Raw genomic sequence first — 17,972 nt, forward strand, 5'->3', positions numbered from 1 at the left:
TCTATTTAATGTAAGGTGAGGTCCTGGGGCAGGAGGAACTGGATGACCAACGAGACCGCGTACATCGTCGTTAGGACTATGCCTATCTTGACTCCGATCAACTTTTTGAACATCATGGCTACTGCTGCCATGGTCACGACTGTGACAAGTATGATCTGGTATTGCAGGATCTCGCTTGCCTCTATTATGGCGTTAATGCCGCCGTGGTACGCGACACCAAACACCGCTACTGCAAGGAGCAGTGTGTTGTTCAGTATCTTTGAGCCAAGCACGTTTGCGACCGCTATCGACGCCCCGGCCGCTCCCTTTCTCGCAAGCAGAATCATCGAGATCTTTTCCGGCATCTCGCCGGCAATCGGACTGATTATTACCGCAAGCACGATCACCGACACGCCGACTTCAATCGAGTAGCCCTGAAGCGAATGGATGAAGGGTCCTGCGCCAAAAAATATGCCGGCGGTGCCTGCAGCAAAGGCAAGGACTGCCTTTAGCATCTGCCCTTTGCTAGGACCACTTTCCTTTTTGGCTTCCACCAGCTTGCGGCCGTCGATGGCGTGGTCGTTTGCAATTTTTTCTTTTTTGCGCTCTTGGCGCATCTCCGCAAGTGCCATGAAGAGGTAGGCGCCAAACAACCCGGAGAATATGACACCGTCGATAAAGCTGTAGCCGTCAATGAAGAGCACTGCACTAATAGCGGCCGTTGCAATCAGGAATATCTTGTCCAGCTTGAAAGTCGATACGTCGATGCCCTTCAGCGGAGACTTTGACAGGCGTGTGGTTGCCACAAGCAGCATAACCGCAAGGCCCAGTGTCATCATGAGCAGGTTGCTGCCAAGGCCGGCGCCTATTGCAGTCCCGTAAAAGCCGCCTGCTGCAGCATAAACTACGATGGCTATCTCTGGAAGTGTGGTTGCAACGCTCAGGAGCGTGCGCCCGACAAACTTGGCGCCGTACTTTTTGGACAAGTTTTCTGCCCCGTACGAGAGCACCCAGCTTGCAAGTGTGAGCTCCCCAAGCCAAAGGAGCATCGCAAGCAGGTTCTCGGCCAATTACAAAGTTGTGTTGGACGAGCCGGTATAAATTACAAATGCTGACCTGCGTGAGGCATGGCAAAGATGTAGGGCGTGTCCACAGGCTGCTCTGCAGTCCAGTGCGTCGGTAGTGTGATGACCTGCTTGACCTCGAGCCTAAATCGGCTTATGACCTCGCCCCAACCCCACTGCGAGTTGTCCCTTGCAAACTTCCGCTTGACATAGCTTCCCATAAGCACGAATCCGGCCGTCTTATTCAGGTCGGATGAGAGTATCTTTTCGAGCACGCTGTTTGCAAGCATCTCGCCCATCTCCGGCAGGCCCGATATGTAGAAAAGCGGCCTCGTCAGCCCAAGTGAAGAATAGTCGAACTGTGTAGCGTCGGCGCACCTCGCGTCAAAGTCTAGGCCTGTAGCAGATGATATGTTTTCCTGCAGCGCCACCAAGTCCGGGTCTATCTCTATTCCGTGGCCACTCAGACCGGCGGCCCTAGCGCAGTACGCTATCCTGCCGTCGCCGGAGCCAATGTCCACCACCTGCTCAAAGCCCATTTCTTTGGACGCAAGCGCTAGCGCGTACGCGGACAGTATCCACGTAGGGTAGAAGGGCTGGTAGCCCGAATCGTGCTTGATGCTTGAAAGCCAGTACTCGTTGATGTCCCCTTCGTATACAGTGCAGGGAATTCCGATAAGTTCCATGTCTTTTGAGCCAAAGTAGATTGGGTTGCTCTTTGCAAAGGCGTGCATCGCGGCAAGTCCGCTCGGCCTGATCGGCAACTGTTCAGACGACTGGACGGGCACCGCCTCGTGCATGTGGCTGGAGCCCTTGTAGTTTTTCGCGAACTCGGCCTTGAGCTTGACTATAGTGTCTGCAATGTCCATCAGTAAACCGACTCCGCGCTCGGCCGCAGGCCCCGCTTGAAGCTGGTCCTGCCGCATTCTTGGCACCGGTAGCGGCGACGGCGTTTGTACGTGTATATCGCGTCGGGCTCTTCAAGTACGTCGTGTGCAGTGCGGGCCATGCACCTATCGCAGAAGCGCTTTTCCACTGACAACACCTGTCATCGGCGCGCCTGTAATTTTAATATGTACTGATGTTTCAAATAACCCGCAAGATGGCCACGCTGTACACAAAGCTTTTCCGCAAAGAATGTGAGGGCAAGTTCGGAATAACGCGCGGCGTTGTAAGAGACGCCATTGCGCAACCGGACCGCGAGCAGCGCCTCTCGTCGCAAGGCCTCACCATCATAATGTACAGCAAAAAGATGAAGAGAGGCGACTATGTGCTTGTCAACACCCACGTCCAAGGACATGACCTGATGGTAGACCTAGCCTTCAGGGTAAAGAAAGAGCTTGCAGAGCAGACCAATACAGACCTGCCTTTCCCGCTCATGCGCGCGCTTGCATACAAGCTTGGCCTTCCGGTCAGGGTGGGCGAGCACGAAAGCAGGTTCATCTACAACGAAGTCATACCGGTATCAAGCCGCGACATCAAAAAGGTGGTCAGGATACCCAGCCCAGAAAACCGCAGGCTCGTCTCTGCGATATGGATCAGGATGCTGCAGAACAGCATGGGATCACTAGCCCAGTGTGCGCTTGTCTTCTGCATAGACGCGAAAGCGTACAGCGCATGGCTCAGGGGCTCCTGACGACACACCTAGCTTTTCACACCAGATTTGTGGACGGCAGTTGTGCGAAACCCTCAGATTTTGCAGATGCACTCGGACATCATGAAGCTCCTGTCGATTGGAATCGGCGAGAAGTTCTTGCAGGAGACTAAAATCGCCCCGGCGCAAATATGCGATCTCGTAAAGGAACTGCTTTACCCGCGCGAGCGCTACAAAGAGGAGTTTGCGTAATTACTTGCGCATCTTTTGCGCAAGCAACTCCGGCACTTCAGCAGGCCTCTTTGCAACCGGCACGCCTGCCTTGGCGTAGTTTGTAACCTTGGACTCGGCAGAACCATAGTTGCCGTAGACTATTGCACCTGCGTGGCCCATCCGCTTTTCCTTGGGCGCGGCCCTCCCTGCGATATAGGCCACTACCGGCTTTGAGAACGACGTGTGAACAACATAGTCTGCAAGCTGCTCCTCTGCTTCGCCTCCTATCTCGCCCACCACCACGACCGAGTCGACATCGGGCCTGTCGCGCACGAGGTCAAATGCCTCTATCAGGTTGGTGCCGTTTATCGGGTCGCCACCGATGCCAAGGCACAGCCTCTGGCCGTACCCCTTGTTTGACAGGTTGAACGACACTTCGTACATCAGAGTTCCGCTCCTTGAAAATACAACGGTGTTGCCCCGCTTGAACGGCTGCGCTGGCATTATGCCCACCTTCATGACTTCCGGCACGATGACACCAGCGGTGTTTGGGCCCACCATCCTTGCGCCTTTTGTCTTGGCGCGCTCTATCACCTTTATAGAATCGCTTATAGGCACATGCTCTGGGATTGCGACCAGTAATTTGATGCCTGCGTCAAGGGCGTCCATCGCCGCGTTCAGAAAGAACGGCGCCGGGACGAATATGCCGGACACCTGCGCGCCGGTGGCCCTGACTGCGTCGGCCATATCGTTGTAAACGGGTATCCCCTCAAAGGACTGCCCGCCCTTACCCGGCGTGACTCCCGCGGCGATGTTCGTGCCGTAGGCCTTCATGAGGCGCGTGTGAGTCGAGCCATAGCTGCCGGTCATCCCCTGCACTATAACCGGTTTTTTCTCATCCCCATTGCCTACAAGTATATCAAATATGTCAAAATCTGCCATCGCTATTTCCTCCCAACTTCGGCCACAGCGGCCTGTATTGCCTCTTCGACCGTGTTATAGAGCTTCGCCCTGCTTCCTCGCAGCATCTGCCGCGCCCGCTCGGACTCGGCGCCTGAGATCCTCGCAAACACGGGGACGGTTATCACGTTGTTCTTGTAGGCATCAAGAAGACCCTGCGCCACCAAATCAGTTCGCACGATGCCGCCAAACAGGTTGACAAGGATTCCTTTCACGTTCTTTATCTGGCTCACGACCCTCAGCGCCTCGTAGATTGTTTCAGTAGTCGCCCTGCCCCCAAAGTCAAGAAACGCGCCTGCCTTTCCGCCGGCGTCTACTACTAGGTCAAGCGTCGACATGACCAAGCCCGCGCCGTTGCCGATTATCGCGATGTTGCCGTCAAGTTCGACAAGTGAAAAGCCGGACACCTCGGCCTGCCTTTCCAGCTCCGAGACGTGCTCGTATTTTTTCAGCTCGGGATGGCGGAACATGGCGTTGTCGTCGATTATCACCTTGGCGTCAAGTGCAATCATTGAGCCGTCGCCAAGTATCGCAACGGGGTTTATCTCTGCAAGCTCTGCTTCCTTCTCACTTGCAAACCTCGACAGTTTTGTGGTTAGGTCGACAAACGCCACAACCGCGTTGCCTTTAAGCCCAAGTTTGGTAGCCGTGTCCTCTGCCACCTGCGGCGTGAGGCCTTCGATTGGAATGTCGACTACCACCTTGTTGCTGGCGCTCTCGATCTCGACGCCGCCCTCCGCCGACGATATGAGCGAGTAGCAGCGCTTGCTCCTGTTCAAAAACAGCGAGAGGTAAAGCTCCTGCTTGATGTCTGCCATCTCTTCAAGCAGTATGCCCCGGGGTAGCTCGCCCTTGACCTCCTTGTGGACAAGCTCGTTGAACTTGGGCTCAAGCTCTGCATCTGACTTAACCTTCAAGATGGCGCCGGCCTTGCCCCTGCCGCCGACTGTAAGCTGCGACTTTAGCACAAGCGGAATCCCTATCTTCTTTGCCCCCTTCTTTGCCTCTTCAATGGTGTTGGCCAGGTGCGAGCGGGGTATCCTTATCCCATACTGATCGAAAAGTTCCTTACCTTGATATTCCAGCAATCGCATATTTGCAGTGAGGGCAGCGAGTTACGTTATTTATAATTCTACTTTGCAGGCGCAAATCTACCAAAGTTAGCTAGCGTGTCTAAATTAGCTTGCTTGATGGATTAAGCGGCGCTTTTAATACGACATGCTATGCAGACAGCCCAGGATGCCGATTCAGAGCGGTTCGTGTTTTGCGAGACCCACGGTAGGCGCTGCAGCGTTGCCCAAGGAGGTCAGAAATGCCCGTGTTGTGGAAAGCGGGTCTGCCTGTGCAACTATGTTCTCTGATCAGCTGGGCTGCGCCGGCGCTTCTTCTTTCGGCTCTTTTGGCTGCCTCTGCTGCGGGAGCATGATGTAGACGCATGCGGCTCCGCACATGGTGCACGGCACGTTGTTGCCATCGTGCTGGCCTTCCCTGTAGTGAATCCTTGCCGCTTCTTCCGGGTTTATCGCCAGCTTTATCTGCTGCTCCCAGTTGAGCGTGCGCCTCGCTTCGGTTATCGCCCTGTCCCACTTTATCGCCTTGTCGCGTATCTTCACCAAATCGCCGGCATGCGCGGCTATCCTGTATGCAATGAGCCCGTCCTTGACCTCCTCGGCTGTAGGCAGCGCAAGGTGCTCGGCCGGCGTGAGGTAGCATAGCAAGTCGACGCCTTCTGCAGCCGATACCGCAGCCCCGATGGCGCTTGCGATGTGATCGTAGCCGGCCGCAACGTCGGTGACAAGCGGCCCCAACACGTAGTAAGGCACTTCGCCAATCAGCGACTTGGCAAGCCTCACGTTTGCAGCCACCTCGTTCAACGGCACGTGGCCAGGTCCCTCTACCATGACCTGTACGTCCTTTTCGTGTGCTTTCTTGGCAAGCCTTGACACGTTAATCATCTCTGACACCTGCAGCTCGTCATGCGAATCGAGGATTGATCCGGGCCTCAGCGCGTCGCCGAGGCTGAACGTCACGTCGTATTTCCGGGCAATCTCACACATGTAGTCGAAATGCTTGAAGTATGGATTCTCTTTCTCGTACTTGAGCATCCACGCAGCAGTTATGGTGCCGCCCTTTGAAACGATGCCGCCGTGCCTCCTCACTTCCAGGACACGCTTAGCAAGCTCGTTTGTCATGCCCGAGTGTATCGTCGTGTAGTCGACGCCGTCCCGGACGTTCTTTTCAAACGCGTTTAGGAAGTCGTCCTCGGTGATGTTGAGTGGGTTCTTGTATTTTTCTACGCCGTGCGAGTACGCCTGGTAAACGGGCACCGTGCCAAACGTTATCGGCGCGGCTTCCAAGAGCGACTGCCGTATGTGGTCAATGTCGCCCCCATCTGACAGGTCCATTATCGTGTCTGCGCCGTACTTTACCGCCACCTTTGCCTTTGATATCTCCTCGTCAAGGTCCTGGTGCAGGGTAGACGTCCCGATGTTCACGTTGACCTTCGTCTTCAATCCCTTGCCAATGCCCACTATCTTGCGCTCCTTCTGCGGCCTGGCGACGTTCTTTGGGATGATTATAGAGCCGCTTGCGACGGCGCGCACAATGAAATCAAGCGAAACGTCCTCTTCCTTTGCCACCTGTTTCATCTCGTCGGTAGCTATTCCCATTCTTGCGCTGGACATTTGAGTGACCATAGTATCGGTATGTATTGCAACAATGCGATATAAAGGATCGATGTTGAGAGCGTCCGATAGACTGAATAAGTCTTGGCGCGCACAAACCTGCGTTGAAGGTAGCGTTGTCCGTAGCTGGAAGCGACTCGGGTGCCGCCGCCGGCGTCCAGGCCGACCTGAAAACATTTTCCGCACTTGGCGTCTACGGGTGCATCGCTATCACCGCGATCACGGCGCAGAATACGAGAAAAGTCAGTGGTGTGTTTGAGGTTCCCGTCGATGCAATAAAGGCCCAAGTCAGGGCAGTCATGTCAGACTCGCCCCCCGACGCAATAAAAGTGGGCATGGTCTACAGCATCGAGATAATCGAGGCGGTCACAGGCATGCTTGCCGGGGCAAAAGTGCCCATAGTGCTTGACCCCATACTTGCGGCAGGCACCGGCTACGGACTGATGCAAAAAAACGCGTTGGAACATTTCATCAAAAAGGTTTTGCCGATCTGTACGCTTGTCACCCCGAACAGGATGGAGGCAGAAAAACTGTCAGGCGTCAAAATACGCGATGACGGCGATGTTATCCGAGCAGCAAAAAGGATACGCTCTCTTGGCGCGCAAAACGTCATCGTCAAGGGCGGCCATGCGGGCAAGAACGTTGTCACCGACATCCTCCTTGAAAAGAGCGACAAGCTGATCAGAATGTCAAACCCTAGGATAAACATAAAAGAGACGCACGGCTCGGGCTGCAATTTTTCAGCAGCCGCAACCGCGTACCTTGCAAGAGGGTTCGACGTTGCAGAAGCGTGTGACCGGGCAAACGAGTACGTGCACAACGCCATCAAGGGCGCAGTAACGTTCGGCAGGGGTCTGCCTGTGACAAACCCTCTCTCATCTATTTACCGCGACGCGCAGCGCTATGCGACGCTTGTGGAACTTCAGCAAGCAGTTGACAGGCTTGAGGCATTGCAGGGATTTGGGCGCCTGATACCAGAGACTGCGACCAATTTTGCTTATGCAGTCCTGGACGCGGAAGGTCCGACAGATGTCGCTGCAGTCAGGGGCAGGATAGTCAAGGCTGGCGACGCATCTGTTCCAGTGTCTAGAGTAGAATTTGGCGCGTCGCGCCACATGGCAAGCGCAGTCGTCGCCTTCATGAAAGTGAAGCCGGCGACGCGGTCTGTCATAAACATCAGGTACGAAAGCAAGCTTGTTGAAGTGTGCAGATCGCTTTTCTCCGTGTCAAGCTACGACAGAAGCAAAGAGCCTATTGGCACCAGACGCAAAGAAGATTCTTCAGTGTCGTGGGGCACAAGCGTAGCCCTTGCGAAAAACCCGGCGGCTGACGTCATCTACCACAAAGGAGCAATTGGCAAGGAACCCATGATAACTGTATTTGGCAAGAATCCGGGCGACGTGCTTCTCAAGATTGAAAAGATATTGAAAGCGTACCGGTGACGAAGTATTCTTCTGCAAAGACACGTTTTATCTTATATATGCCAGAATGCTATTTGAGGCTCGGAAATGAAGGCAGTCATACTTGCGGGTGGACTTGGAACGCGCCTGCAGCCCTACACATTCTTTATACCCAAGCCGATGCTGCCGCTCGGCAACAAGCCGCTTTTGGAATACATCATAGAGTGGCTGAGGAACGCCGGGGGCATAAAGGATGTGGTGTTGTGTGTCAGCTACCTGCACAGGACCATTGAAGACTATTTTGAAGACGGCGCGAGGTTTGGCGTCAAGATAGAATATGCGAGTGCTGAGAGGCCGCTTGCCACTGCGGGTCAGCTAAAGACTGCAGAAAAGTTCCTCAACGGGCCATTTGTTTGCGTCTACGGAGACTCGGTCTACGAGTTCAACCTGCGCAAGATGCTAAAGATGCACAAAGAGTCGGACGCGTTTGTCTCTATGGCACTCATGCCCTACACGACGAAACTGAAGTACGGCTTTATCGACACAGACAACAGCAATGTCATGGGCTGGCGCGAGAAACCAGAGATATCCGGCCTCATAAACATCGGCTGCTACGTCATGGACCCCGGCCTACTGAAGATGATACCGGCGACGGGCTCGTTTGGCATGGACGACGCGGTGAGAAAGGCCCTTGCAGAGAAAAAGAAAGTCAAGGCGTTCAAGATAGACTCCGGATTTATCGACATCGGCAACAAGAAGTCGTACCTAGACGCGTACAAGCAATACGCGAACAGGCTGGGCAAGATATAATGCCGGTCGCGCTTTTCGAGGACCACCACTGGAAGAACCTAAGTCCCCTTACGCTGACAAGAACGACGTTTGACGTCAAGCTAGGCGCAAGGACTATTTTCGAAGAGTACGAACATACAGGCAGGCGCCCAGATTTCCTGCTGTCAAGGAAGCACCTTGAAAAAATAACAAAAGAGAGGCACGGCTGCGAGGTGAACCCGAGCTCCCATGACGGCGACACCATTTTTATCAACGGGCTCGTGCACCCGTCGGCGCTTGACATTGCGAGGCTTGAAAAGGTAAGCCACACCTTTGCGATAACGTCCGGGAACAGGTTGGTGGTCGCGCGCCTTTCAAAAAAGAACGTGGAGTACTTGGCAAAGTGCGTCAGGGCCGGCGCGCAGGTCAACATAAAGAAGATGCAGGTAGAGAAGGCGACCGACGCGAGGGCGGCCGACGGCATGCCGGCAGACCTCTGGGACATCATCAAGGTACTTGAAAACTCGCTTGCTCTGCAGACTGCCTCTGACCGAAGCTCCGACCCGCCGGGCGCAAGGGTTACAGGCGCTGCAGGCGTCGTGGCAGCAGGCGCCGAGGTCGAGGAGGGCGCTGTGCTCGACGCAAGAAACGGAGGCATCTACATCGGCCCCGGGGCGCAGGTGGCCCCGTGCAGGATAACGGGGCCGGCGTACATCGGCGCCGGCGCGCAGGTAAGGCAGTTCTCTACGATAGAGTCAAGCTACATCGGTGCCAGCTGCAAGGTCACCGGCGAGATCGCGCATTCAATCATCTCCGACTACACCAACAAGGCCCACGCCGGCTTTGTGGGTCACTCGTACGTCGGAGAGTGGGTGAACCTGGGCGCCATGACCACGACTTCGGACCTGAAGATGACATATGGCAAGGTCAAGGTGGCCGGCACGGACACCGGGCTTGACAACGTGGGAGTGTTCATCGCTGACATGGCCAAGACGTCCATAGGCACTCTGGTCTACAGCGGCACGAAAATAGGCGTGTCTGCGCACCTGCACGGACTCGTCACCAAGGATGTTCCGTCGTTTTCCATCTGGGGCGCAGGCATTGGCGCCAAGAGCGCCGAGCTGGAGTTGTCGTCCGCCATTGAGACGCAGAAAAAGATGATGAGTAGGCGCGGGCAGGCGATGAGCAAGGCGTACGAAAAGATGATTAAAAATGTGTTTCTGATGACGGCGGCAGACAGGAAAAAGGCCGGCGTGCGAAAGGCCAAGTTTTCGGTCTAGTCACATGTAGTTTATGCCCTGCTTTTCCTTCCAGAGCCCGAGCCTCTGGTGTAGCCAGGGGTAAAAGTTGGCATCGCCTTTTTCAAACTCTTTCTTGATTATGCGCACTATTTTTTTCGACACCTGCCCTGGCCTGCCATAGATAGGCTTTTTCCTTTTTAGGTTCAACCCCAGTGCCTCGCCCTTTTCGCCGGTTATATCTACCATGGCAGATATCCACGACGGGCTCAGTGGCGGAACCAAGATGTTACTTTTTGCGTCAAACACGGTCTCGGGTCTGTCGGTGTTGAGCCTGACCGTGAGCGACGTGACTTTCGGGAAATACAAAAGCTCTTCCTGCATCGAGCCCGAGTCGGTCATTTCTGCCCAGCAGTGGCCACTGTCCAGAAACTCGATGACGTGTGAGTACTCTTTCCAGAGAGGCGTTATGACGAACTTGTCTGGGTAATCGCCTGCAAGTGTTTGCAGTTTTGACTCTAGGTTATAGTGCTTGAGCGCGGAAAGCGTGGCGTTGAGCATGACAAGCACTATTTTATTGTCTGAGTTTTTCACGAGATCCACAACCCCGCCTATGATGGACTTGAACCGGCGCTCCGTCAGGTTCTCCCGCCGGTGGATGTCCGTCCTTACCCATTCCCCCTGCTCCAGCTGCGGGTAGAGGTCAAAAACGCTTGTCTCTGGCTTTTGGCCACGCTTTTGGTGGATTGCGTCAACTACAGAGTTGCCGGTGACATAGACGAATTCCTCTGGGTAGCCCTCTCGAACCAAGTTGTCCTTGTTCAATTGCGTGGGCGCAAAAAAGAACTGCGTACCGGCAGAGCATATCCAAGTGTCTATCTGCTCAGGGAAGGGCTCTTCGCGGGCAATGAACCACTTGCCGGCAAGCTGGCTGTGGACGAAACTTTCCACCAGCCGGCGCGTCGGCTCTTTTCCGGCATTTATCCGCTTCATCGCCTGCGGGCTCATCGAGCGCAGGCCCGCCTCGTTCTGCGCCACCTTCTGTCCCATCCCAAAGACCCAGGCAAGGGGGGCAATGCCTGCGACTATGGTGTCGCCGTGAACGACTGGGAGCACCGGCCTTTCCGGGAAGTTCTTGCGGCAGTAGCGCCCGAAATAGCCAAATTTCAATATCATCTCGCTTGCCTTTTCCATGAGGTCGCCCCGTATCTGCAGGTTGCACCCGACAAATTCGTCGAGGCCAAACTCCTTCATGCCAAACCCAAGCACGTCGTCAAAGTGTTGGCCGGTGTTTATCACAAACGCTGGCACGCCCTCTCTTGCGGCCTCTGCCATGAGCGGGGCCTGCTTGTAAAAGTCCGGCTTTGTCCCGATTACTATTGAAAGCACCGGGCTTGACGCCTTGCGCGCCCGTTCGAACACCGAAGGCAGGCTGCCTGATACCCTGAGGGGCAAAAGATCCCTTGACACCGGTATCTCGCTGTCATGGCTCAACGGAGATCATCCAGTTGTGCTCTTCGACCCTTCTTTGATGCCAAGTAGCCGCCAAGGCCGGCGACCCCTGCGCCGGCCGCCATGAACGGGTACGGTACCACTCCCACTCCCCCGACTACAAACTCGTTCTTTATCAGCGGCACGAGCGTGGTGCCATAGTGCATGCCTGCGATCATTATGACGCCGGCTCCTATCAGAAACATGCCGGCCTGCTTGTTGCCGGTGCTCTTTGTCATCACAAACGCAAACACTGCAAGGATTATCGAAGGCGCGGCAGATATTGAGATCTGCTGTATCAAAAGGCCGGCAGGATCGACCACCCTATCAGGTCCCTGGCCTTCAGGGCCTATGAGAAAGTTGTAGAACGAGAGGACGAGGGCTACGAACATCACCGACAGGCCGAGAGAGGCCAGCGCGACCCATGTCTCCAGCTTCATGTCGCTTTTGTATAGAATTTGGTAATTAAACCATTATGTTATGCCAACGAGCCCCGCAAGCTCTTTCCGACTTGCCGAGCCAAGTATCTCGGCCGCCTTTTCCGGCCTGACGTTGTTCACGAAAACCCCAAACCCCCGCTCAAGCCCCGACCACGTTGACAATTGTGGGTAAACTTCAATGTGCCAGTGGATCTGCCGGCTGTTCTTTTTCTCCGGCGACAGGTGGAAGACGAGGTTGAACGGCACGTCCTTGAGCGCTTTTGACATGCCGCCAAGGGTCGACCTCAGCATGAGCGCAAGGTCGTTTATCTCCTTCTGTGTTATCTTTGAAAACGACGTGATGTGCCTTTTCGGATATATCCAGAACTCGTACGGGTACGTCGGAGCCCAGGGGCATAATGCAAGAAAGCTGTCAGTTGCCAAGATCTGCCTAGGGCCGCTTGACTCTACAGATAACATGTTGCAGGCAGGACAACTCCCGTTCTCGTTCATAAAGCGGTGCGAGCCTTCGGCCTCGAGTTCTATCGCCGGCGGTATCGCGGAAAACGTGACCATGTTCAGGTGTGGGTGCGCCACCTGCGCGCCCGCAGCCTGACCCGAATTGACGTATATCGAGACGTATGTAACGCCCTTTTGAGTGTAAAGCCACCTGACGCGGTCCTGTACGACGACAAGCACGTTGCCCCACTGGTCTACAGACATCTTGGTCAGGCTCTGCTTGTGCTCCGGTGTGGCCACGACCACCTGGTGATAGCCATAAGCAGGCTCGCTGTACAGCGGTTTTTCGCTGTAGCCTGCAGCAGATGTCGGCGTCACCACAGGCGACCTGCTTTCAAAGACGCGGACAGACCAATCGTCGACCAGCGCGTCCTCGCTGTCTGACAGGCGCTGGAGCATCCCCTCCTTGACCACGAGCGCAAGGAGCGCCGGCGGCGTCATTGACTCGTTGCCGGGGCAGTAGGGACATTTTTCAGGTTGCTTTCCTTCTTCCGGCGCGCCAGAGGAGTCTGGGACGAGCACGAATTTGTCAAGCACATTGTCTTTGCGAAGCTCCCTCAAGCACGTTCCCACAAAAGCGTGCAACCGCTTTTAATTAAAGGTTCTGCACCTTCAGCATCCGATGGAAAACTCGAACGTGCGCAGGCACCGGCGCAGATGTAGCGGATATTGCGCACAGTGCAAGTCAACGTCCCTGTGCCAGCGTCGTTGACTACCACACAGCCGCAGAACCTGCAGCGCTCAACAGTCAAAAAAACGCTTGCACGTTATTAGACCCTGCCAGCAAGGTTTTTCCAGTCCTGCGCTTTTCTTTGTACTGCGCCCCTTGACGGAGACATCAGAGGAATGATTGAAAGCGTGATTGATAGTGACCTTGCCGCCCGAAATGTTCCCAGGAGCGAGAGCCAAAGCTAAATAGAACGTGGAAACGCGACCACGCGTACGACTTTCGGTACGGCCACAGGGCCGGATATTACAAGGGCCTTGCAGAGGGCAGCATGATAGAAAGGTACAGACGACAGCTTTCAGACGACGAAAATAACGAGGTGTTCGAGCTTACGAACAGGCATGCAGCGAGGCTAAGGAGGTATTTTGCCCATTATTAGGAAAGGCCGAGGCGCAGGCAAACGAAAAAATAAATGGACGCGACTCGCTCTCGCCGGCATGAAAAAAGACGGCGCAAAGATTGTTTACGTGCTCCTTGACGGGGTCGGAGACCTGCCCCACCCCGCGCTCAACGGCCTGACGCCGCTAGAAGCTGCCTACACGCCAAACCTAGACGCGCTTGCAAGAAACGGCGCGATGGGCCAGGTGATAAGCGTCGGCAAGGGGATTGCGCCGCAGTCAGACATTGCTGTTTTTAACATGCTCGGCTACAGCTTTCGCGACGGCAGCTACGTCGGACGCGGCGTAATCGAATCAATAGGCTGCAACATTGATTTCAAGAATGGCGACCTTGCGTTCCGGGGCAACTTTGCGACGATCGACGACAGCATGCGCATTATTGACAGGCGCGCCGGCCGCGTGATATCGGCCGACGAGGCAAAAGCAGTCTGCAAGACCCTTGGCGAGAACATAAAGTTCAGCGACCCTGACGCGTCAGTAGCGCTCGAACCGACGGTCGCGCACCGCGTGGTCATACGCCTGCGCCACCGCAGGATGAAACTTTCAGACAAGATAACAAACACCGACCCTGCGTACGACAAGGTCGAGGGCATTGGAATAGCCAGGGCTACTACCGGCGACATGTTCGTACAAAAGTCGGAGGCGCAGGAAAACACCACTGAAGCAAAAACAGCCGCGCAGATGCTCAATGAGTTCACCGAGCAGGTCGTCAGGCTGCTGAAGGCACACCCGGTGAACAGGGCAAGAATTGCGGCAGGCAGAAGGTCGATGAACTGCATCCTGGCCCGCGACTCGGGCAACAGATTCCCGTCGGTTCAGCCAATAAGCGAAAAGTATGGAATACCCATTGGCTGCATAGTTGAGATGCCGGTCGAAGTAGGAATATCAAAGGTCCTTGGCATGAAGATGTTTGAGGCCGGCTCGCTTGAGGACTACGAGCTGAAGGCAAAGGTGGCGGCAAAGAGCCTTTCAAATGTCGACGCCATGTATGTCCACATCAAGGGCCCCGACGAGTTTGGCCACGACGGCGACGCGAGGGGCAAGAAAAAGAACCTTGAGGACATCGACCGGCGCTTCTTCAGCACGCTCATAAAGGACCTTGCCGGCGTCAAGAATCCGACAATAGTTGTGTCGGGCGATCACTCGACTCCCTGCATCAAGAAGGCGCACAGCGATGACCCCGTTCCGCTCCTTGTCTCCGGCGACAGGGTGAAGCAGGATGGGAGCGCGAGGTTCACGGAAAAGTACGGCAAGCGAGGAAGTCTGGGACTGCTCATGGGCGCCGACGTCCTTGCGACCGCGATAAAGATTGCCGGTTAAACGCATAAAAGGTCTGGGAGGTACGGTAACTATATGAACTGGCTGCCGGCCCTTGTAATCCTGCCCGAAGGCAGCGTGAAAAACGAGGGGGTGTTTTTGTTACTCGTGGCCGGCCTTGCAGTGCTTTTCGGCATTGCCATGTATCTCAGGCACAAAAGGAACAAGCAGCCGGACTGGCCTACAGAATGACAAACGTGCTGGCGCTGGACACCATGCTGAGCGCGGCCCAGACAAGTGACGCAGCCCATGACGACCTGTCGGCGTGGTAGGTGTGAATGGACCGTTCGTTTTCCTTTTCGCACGACGGGCATTTCCAGAGCACCGCCTCGTTGCACGACGGGCAGTTCTCGGCCGCTTCCATTTCGGTCCCGCAGGACCTGCAGTGCATTGCTAGCTTATCGGACAACTTGCTTTTAAACAATTACGACAAGAGTTATAGAATATTACTAAAAAAGGGCATCAGGCAAACCCGGGCCTCCCGGGCTTGACCTTGACTGTCAACTTGAACGAACCGAGTATGTCCTTGCACCTGTTCCTTATCGTGACCTCCGTCACGCCGGACAAGCTTGACACGTCGCGCTGTAGTATGTTGATGCCAAGCAGTATCGAGGCGACGTAGATGTATGCGGCAGCTAGCCCGTTCGGGGCCTTGCCGTCTGCAAGCATATGGTCGTTTGTCTTATGCGCAATGTCTATTGCCAGCCTCTCCACCTTCGTGTCTATCTTGGCCATGTTGGAGAGCTTTGATATGTAATGGTCGATAGAGGTCGCGGACTGGATCTGCGGGACGTTGACCGGCCTTTCTGTTTCTGAGAAGCTCCCCATCTCCATGACCATCATCCTGTAGTATTTCGAAGCAAGTTTCGCGCAAGACCTGTCCTGCTTTGTCGCACCTGTTGCGATCACTATCTCGTCAAGCGACCGCACGACGTTGCACTTCTTGCACGCAAGGTAGATGGTGGCAGCTGCCATGCAGGCTATTGACTTACCCTTTGCCTCCTGTATGCTCTCGTAATTCCTGTAGACCATAGCGGCGGTCTCCAGGATGAGCTTTGGAAGCGACATGGCAGCGCAAGTCTCGTTTATCCTTGTAAGCACGTTAGAGAGCCGGCGCTCATGTGGCGAGACTATGCGGGACCTTATGTGCCACTTGCGTATGTTGTTCATCTGCTCAGCCATTTCGGAGCCTATGGCCTTGCCGGCATAGTCCTTTGAGCCAAAGGCGATCTCCGTCCTGAGACCGTAGTCGTGCAGCGCAAAGCTGGTGGAGCCACTCGCTCTCGTGTTGCGGGCCTTTTCCTCAAAGTCTGTAGAGTTTGACTCGCGGCCGTAGTCGCACATCGCGTCGACCACGACGCACCCGCACCGCTCGCAGATGAACTCGCCCTTGCTGTAATCCTGAATCAGGTTTGCGCCGCACTCGGTGCACTGCGTCGCGTACTCGACAAAGGTCATCTCCTCGGCCTCCTTGCGGGCCTGACGGCCATCCCACCTGAAAACACCTTGGCGCCCACTAGCCTCGCTGTCCTGTCAGTCATCGGAATGACGGACGCGTACGGCGCCTTTACCGGCCCGATAAGTTCTGAAATCTTGCCAATGCGCTTGCCTGCAGAGTCAACCAGCATCTCTCCCGGCCTTGCCTCCGCTGTCAGTTTCACGATAAGCCTCCCGCTCCTTGCTAAATGCATAACTTCTCCGATCTCCCCCACGTACTCGACAATCATGTTGATGTTGCTATCATAAGCTTCTGTCAAAATTGTTAAGTTTGTTGATAAACAATATTCTTGTGTCCGGGGTTAAATCGCTGCATGCATAGTTAAGTTACTTTTTCCCGGATTTCTGCCTCGCGCGCTTTTGCAACAGCCTTTCCGCGACGCTGTCCACGACTTTGGACTTGCTCACGCCCTCTTTCTTGGCCATCATGACGTATCCTGACTTTACAAACGACCGGCGTGGAAAGCGCGCCTGGTCGCTGATGGCGTCGTCGGCCACCTGAAAGCCGGCCGTCTTGATTGCCTCGACCAGCTCCGTAACTGTCGGGTCAAACACGGCCCTTTCGCGCTTGACCTTGCGCCCCTGCCGGCGCTTCAAGTTCTTGTTAAAGTAGTCAAGCCAGAGTATGACGTGGTCATAGTCTTTCACGGCAAAAATGTACGAAGGGGCCTCATTAATAAATTGAGGCGAGGTTACTGCTTCTTGACGAGAACTGCATTAACGACGCCAGTCTGCCCCGGCCTTGAAGTCACAAGCGCGGTGCCTGCCTCTGTCTCTATGACAGCGCCCTTGCTTATCACCCCACGCCTCTCATAGTCGCGGTTTGCAGGGTTCTTGGAGACCTTGGTTATCTTTGACTTCGTCGCCTTGTGCGTCTCGGGGTTGATGACGTTTGCAAACTCGGCGGTCTTGAACGCCGCCTTGACGTTTGCACCCCTCGTTCTCCTAGTCACGATGTTGGTAGGACCTGCAATAGCCTCATTTGGATACCTGTCAATCTCGAACTTCCTCCTACCCCTGTTGGCGATCCTGCGTCCGCCTGTGGACTTGCGGCCCGCAAGGTTCTCTATGGACTTGCGCATTTGCCTTCAGGTATTTTACACTCTAATTAAGACTTTTCTGGGTTTGCCGGCCTTGGGTTCTGCCTGTTAGTCTCTGCCACCAGCTTGCTCTTCATCGAGTTGAGGTCTGTGATGCCAAAGTACTCCTTGAAATTTTCAGTGGTGCGGTAGACCTTTAGACGCCCAAGTGACTCGTGCTCAACAAACTGCATCTGCTCGAGCTCCTTGACGTGCTGGTAGACCTGACTCCCCCGTATCTGCACCAAGCGCTTTGAGGTAACGGGCTGCTCGTAGGCGATGTAGGTGAGCGTCTTTAATGCGGCTGCAGGAATCAGCGGGTGCTGGGCAAACCGGCGTATCAACGGCGTGTATGACGGCTTCAGCTGGAAAACGTACGAGCCGTCCTCCAGCGGTGTTATCTCTATTGCCTTGAAGGTCGACTTTGTCTTTTTCACGAGGTCGTTTACAATGCGTACCACCTTTTCCTTGGAGTTGGTGCCTGACGCCCTCACCAGCTCATCGACCGTTAGAGGCCTGCCCGCAGAATACAGCGCCGCTTCAATCCTTGCAGTTACCTCATCATCCGGGAGCGTATTGCGCACTGATTGTAGTAAAAGCTGGAATTACTTTATTGTTTCTGCTT

General features: G+C 55.0%; 21 protein-coding genes. 7 read left to right on the plus strand and 14 right to left on the minus strand.

Annotated features, from left to right (window positions below):
- Positions 1 to 5: 5 nt before the first annotated feature.
- Entirely contained in the window at positions 6 to 1,049 is a 1,044-nt protein-coding gene (locus VGA14_RS00645) for a hypothetical protein (protein ID WP_331001806.1), read from the minus strand.
- A gap of 32 nt (positions 1,050 to 1,081) precedes the next feature.
- Positions 1,082 to 1,969 carry a class I SAM-dependent methyltransferase gene (locus VGA14_RS00650; RefSeq protein WP_331001826.1) on the minus strand — a complete coding sequence of 296 codons (888 nt, stop codon included), beginning with the start codon at positions 1,967 to 1,969 and terminating at the stop codon, positions 1,082 to 1,084.
- Positions 1,970 to 2,145: 176 nt separating this feature from the next.
- On the opposite strand from VGA14_RS00650, the gene VGA14_RS00655 reads away from it, so the two are divergent.
- Both VGA14_RS00655 and VGA14_RS00660 read left to right on the plus strand, forming a co-directional pair.
- Positions 2,146 to 2,679 (plus strand): hypothetical protein, encoded by a 534-nt coding sequence (locus VGA14_RS00655; protein WP_331001807.1) that lies wholly within the window; start codon positions 2,146 to 2,148, stop codon positions 2,677 to 2,679.
- A gap of 42 nt (positions 2,680 to 2,721) precedes the next feature.
- Entirely contained in the window at positions 2,722 to 2,889 is a 168-nt protein-coding gene (locus VGA14_RS00660) for a hypothetical protein (protein WP_331001808.1), read from the plus strand.
- Here VGA14_RS00660 and sucD read toward each other — a convergent pair whose 3' ends face one another.
- The 3 genes from sucD to thiC form a co-directional block, all read right to left on the minus strand.
- The gene (sucD, locus tag VGA14_RS00665; protein WP_331001809.1) at positions 2,890 to 3,792 is read right to left on the minus strand and encodes a succinate--CoA ligase subunit alpha; all 903 of its coding nucleotides are present in this window, start codon (positions 3,790 to 3,792) and stop codon (positions 2,890 to 2,892) included.
- 2 nt (positions 3,793 to 3,794) lie between these two features.
- Positions 3,795 to 4,904 carry a succinate--CoA ligase subunit beta gene (locus VGA14_RS00670; protein ID WP_331001810.1) on the minus strand — a complete coding sequence of 370 codons (1,110 nt, stop codon included), beginning with the start codon at positions 4,902 to 4,904 and terminating at the stop codon, positions 3,795 to 3,797.
- Positions 4,905 to 5,171: 267 nt separating this feature from the next.
- Entirely contained in the window at positions 5,172 to 6,506 is a 1,335-nt protein-coding gene (gene thiC, locus VGA14_RS00675) for a phosphomethylpyrimidine synthase ThiC (RefSeq protein ID WP_331001811.1), read from the minus strand.
- A 92-nt stretch (positions 6,507 to 6,598) separates the two neighbouring features.
- Between thiC and thiD the strand changes: the two genes are divergently transcribed.
- The 3 genes from thiD to VGA14_RS00690 all read left to right on the plus strand — a co-directional run bounded on the left by thiD (position 6,599) and on the right by VGA14_RS00690 (position 9,942).
- Entirely contained in the window at positions 6,599 to 7,936 is a 1,338-nt protein-coding gene (gene thiD / locus VGA14_RS00680; protein ID WP_331001812.1) for a bifunctional hydroxymethylpyrimidine kinase/phosphomethylpyrimidine kinase, read from the plus strand.
- A gap of 66 nt (positions 7,937 to 8,002) precedes the next feature.
- Positions 8,003 to 8,704 carry a nucleotidyltransferase family protein gene (locus VGA14_RS00685; protein WP_331001813.1) on the plus strand — a complete coding sequence of 234 codons (702 nt, stop codon included), beginning with the start codon at positions 8,003 to 8,005 and terminating at the stop codon, positions 8,702 to 8,704.
- Entirely contained in the window at positions 8,704 to 9,942 is a 1,239-nt protein-coding gene (locus VGA14_RS00690) for a putative sugar nucleotidyl transferase (protein WP_331001814.1), read from the plus strand. Before VGA14_RS00685 ends, VGA14_RS00690 begins: the two co-directional genes overlap by 1 nt.
- Here the strand turns inward: VGA14_RS00690 and VGA14_RS00695 are convergent, their stop codons facing one another.
- Genes VGA14_RS00695 through VGA14_RS00705 form a run of 3 tightly spaced genes read right to left on the minus strand, consistent with a single transcriptional unit; the run spans position 9,943 to position 12,890 of the window.
- Positions 9,943 to 11,394, minus strand: coding sequence for a UDP-N-acetyl glucosamine 2-epimerase (locus VGA14_RS00695; RefSeq protein ID WP_331001815.1), 1,452 nt, complete (start codon positions 11,392 to 11,394; stop codon positions 9,943 to 9,945).
- Positions 11,391 to 11,831 carry a hypothetical protein gene (locus VGA14_RS00700; RefSeq protein WP_331001816.1) on the minus strand — a complete coding sequence of 147 codons (441 nt, stop codon included), beginning with the start codon at positions 11,829 to 11,831 and terminating at the stop codon, positions 11,391 to 11,393. Before VGA14_RS00700 ends, VGA14_RS00695 begins: the two co-directional genes overlap by 4 nt.
- A gap of 33 nt (positions 11,832 to 11,864) precedes the next feature.
- A complete protein-coding gene (locus VGA14_RS00705; RefSeq protein ID WP_331001817.1) occupies positions 11,865 to 12,890 on the minus strand; it encodes a galactose-1-phosphate uridylyltransferase in 1,026 nt (341 codons plus the stop codon).
- 603 nt (positions 12,891 to 13,493) lie between these two features.
- Here VGA14_RS00705 and VGA14_RS00710 point away from each other — a divergent pair.
- Positions 13,494 to 14,774, plus strand: a complete 1,281-nt coding sequence (locus VGA14_RS00710) for an alkaline phosphatase family protein (protein ID WP_331001818.1) — start codon at positions 13,494 to 13,496, stop codon at positions 14,772 to 14,774.
- A 33-nt stretch (positions 14,775 to 14,807) separates the two neighbouring features.
- Positions 14,808 to 14,963 carry a hypothetical protein gene (locus VGA14_RS00715; RefSeq protein ID WP_331001819.1) on the plus strand — a complete coding sequence of 52 codons (156 nt, stop codon included), beginning with the start codon at positions 14,808 to 14,810 and terminating at the stop codon, positions 14,961 to 14,963.
- Here VGA14_RS00715 and VGA14_RS00720 read toward each other — a convergent pair.
- The 6 genes from VGA14_RS00720 to scpB form a co-directional block, all read right to left on the minus strand.
- Entirely contained in the window at positions 14,953 to 15,162 is a 210-nt protein-coding gene (locus VGA14_RS00720) for a hypothetical protein (protein WP_331001820.1), read from the minus strand. The two genes, VGA14_RS00715 and VGA14_RS00720, sit on opposite strands and share 11 nt — an antisense overlap.
- Positions 15,163 to 15,233: 71 nt before the next feature.
- On the minus strand, positions 15,234 to 16,229 hold the full coding sequence (locus VGA14_RS00725) for a transcription initiation factor IIB (protein WP_331001821.1): 996 nt from the start codon (positions 16,227 to 16,229) through the stop codon (positions 15,234 to 15,236).
- Entirely contained in the window at positions 16,226 to 16,528 is a 303-nt protein-coding gene (locus VGA14_RS00730) for a Gar1/Naf1 family protein (RefSeq protein WP_331001822.1), read from the minus strand. Before VGA14_RS00730 ends, VGA14_RS00725 begins: the two co-directional genes overlap by 4 nt.
- A gap of 67 nt (positions 16,529 to 16,595) precedes the next feature.
- Positions 16,596 to 16,916 (minus strand): signal recognition particle subunit SRP19/SEC65 family protein, encoded by a 321-nt coding sequence (locus tag VGA14_RS00735; RefSeq protein WP_331001823.1) that lies wholly within the window; start codon positions 16,914 to 16,916, stop codon positions 16,596 to 16,598.
- 44 nt (positions 16,917 to 16,960) lie between these two features.
- Entirely contained in the window at positions 16,961 to 17,350 is a 390-nt protein-coding gene (locus tag VGA14_RS00740) for a 30S ribosomal protein S8e (protein WP_331001824.1), read from the minus strand.
- A 26-nt stretch (positions 17,351 to 17,376) separates the two neighbouring features.
- On the minus strand, positions 17,377 to 17,931 hold the full coding sequence (gene scpB, locus VGA14_RS00745) for an SMC-Scp complex subunit ScpB (protein WP_331001825.1): 555 nt from the start codon (positions 17,929 to 17,931) through the stop codon (positions 17,377 to 17,379).
- Between the last annotated feature and the right edge of the window lie 41 nt (positions 17,932 to 17,972).

Origin of the sequence: Nitrososphaera sp. (genome assembly GCF_036397675.1) — an archaeon.
Lineage (GTDB): Archaea > Thermoproteota > Nitrososphaeria > Nitrososphaerales > Nitrososphaeraceae > Nitrososphaera.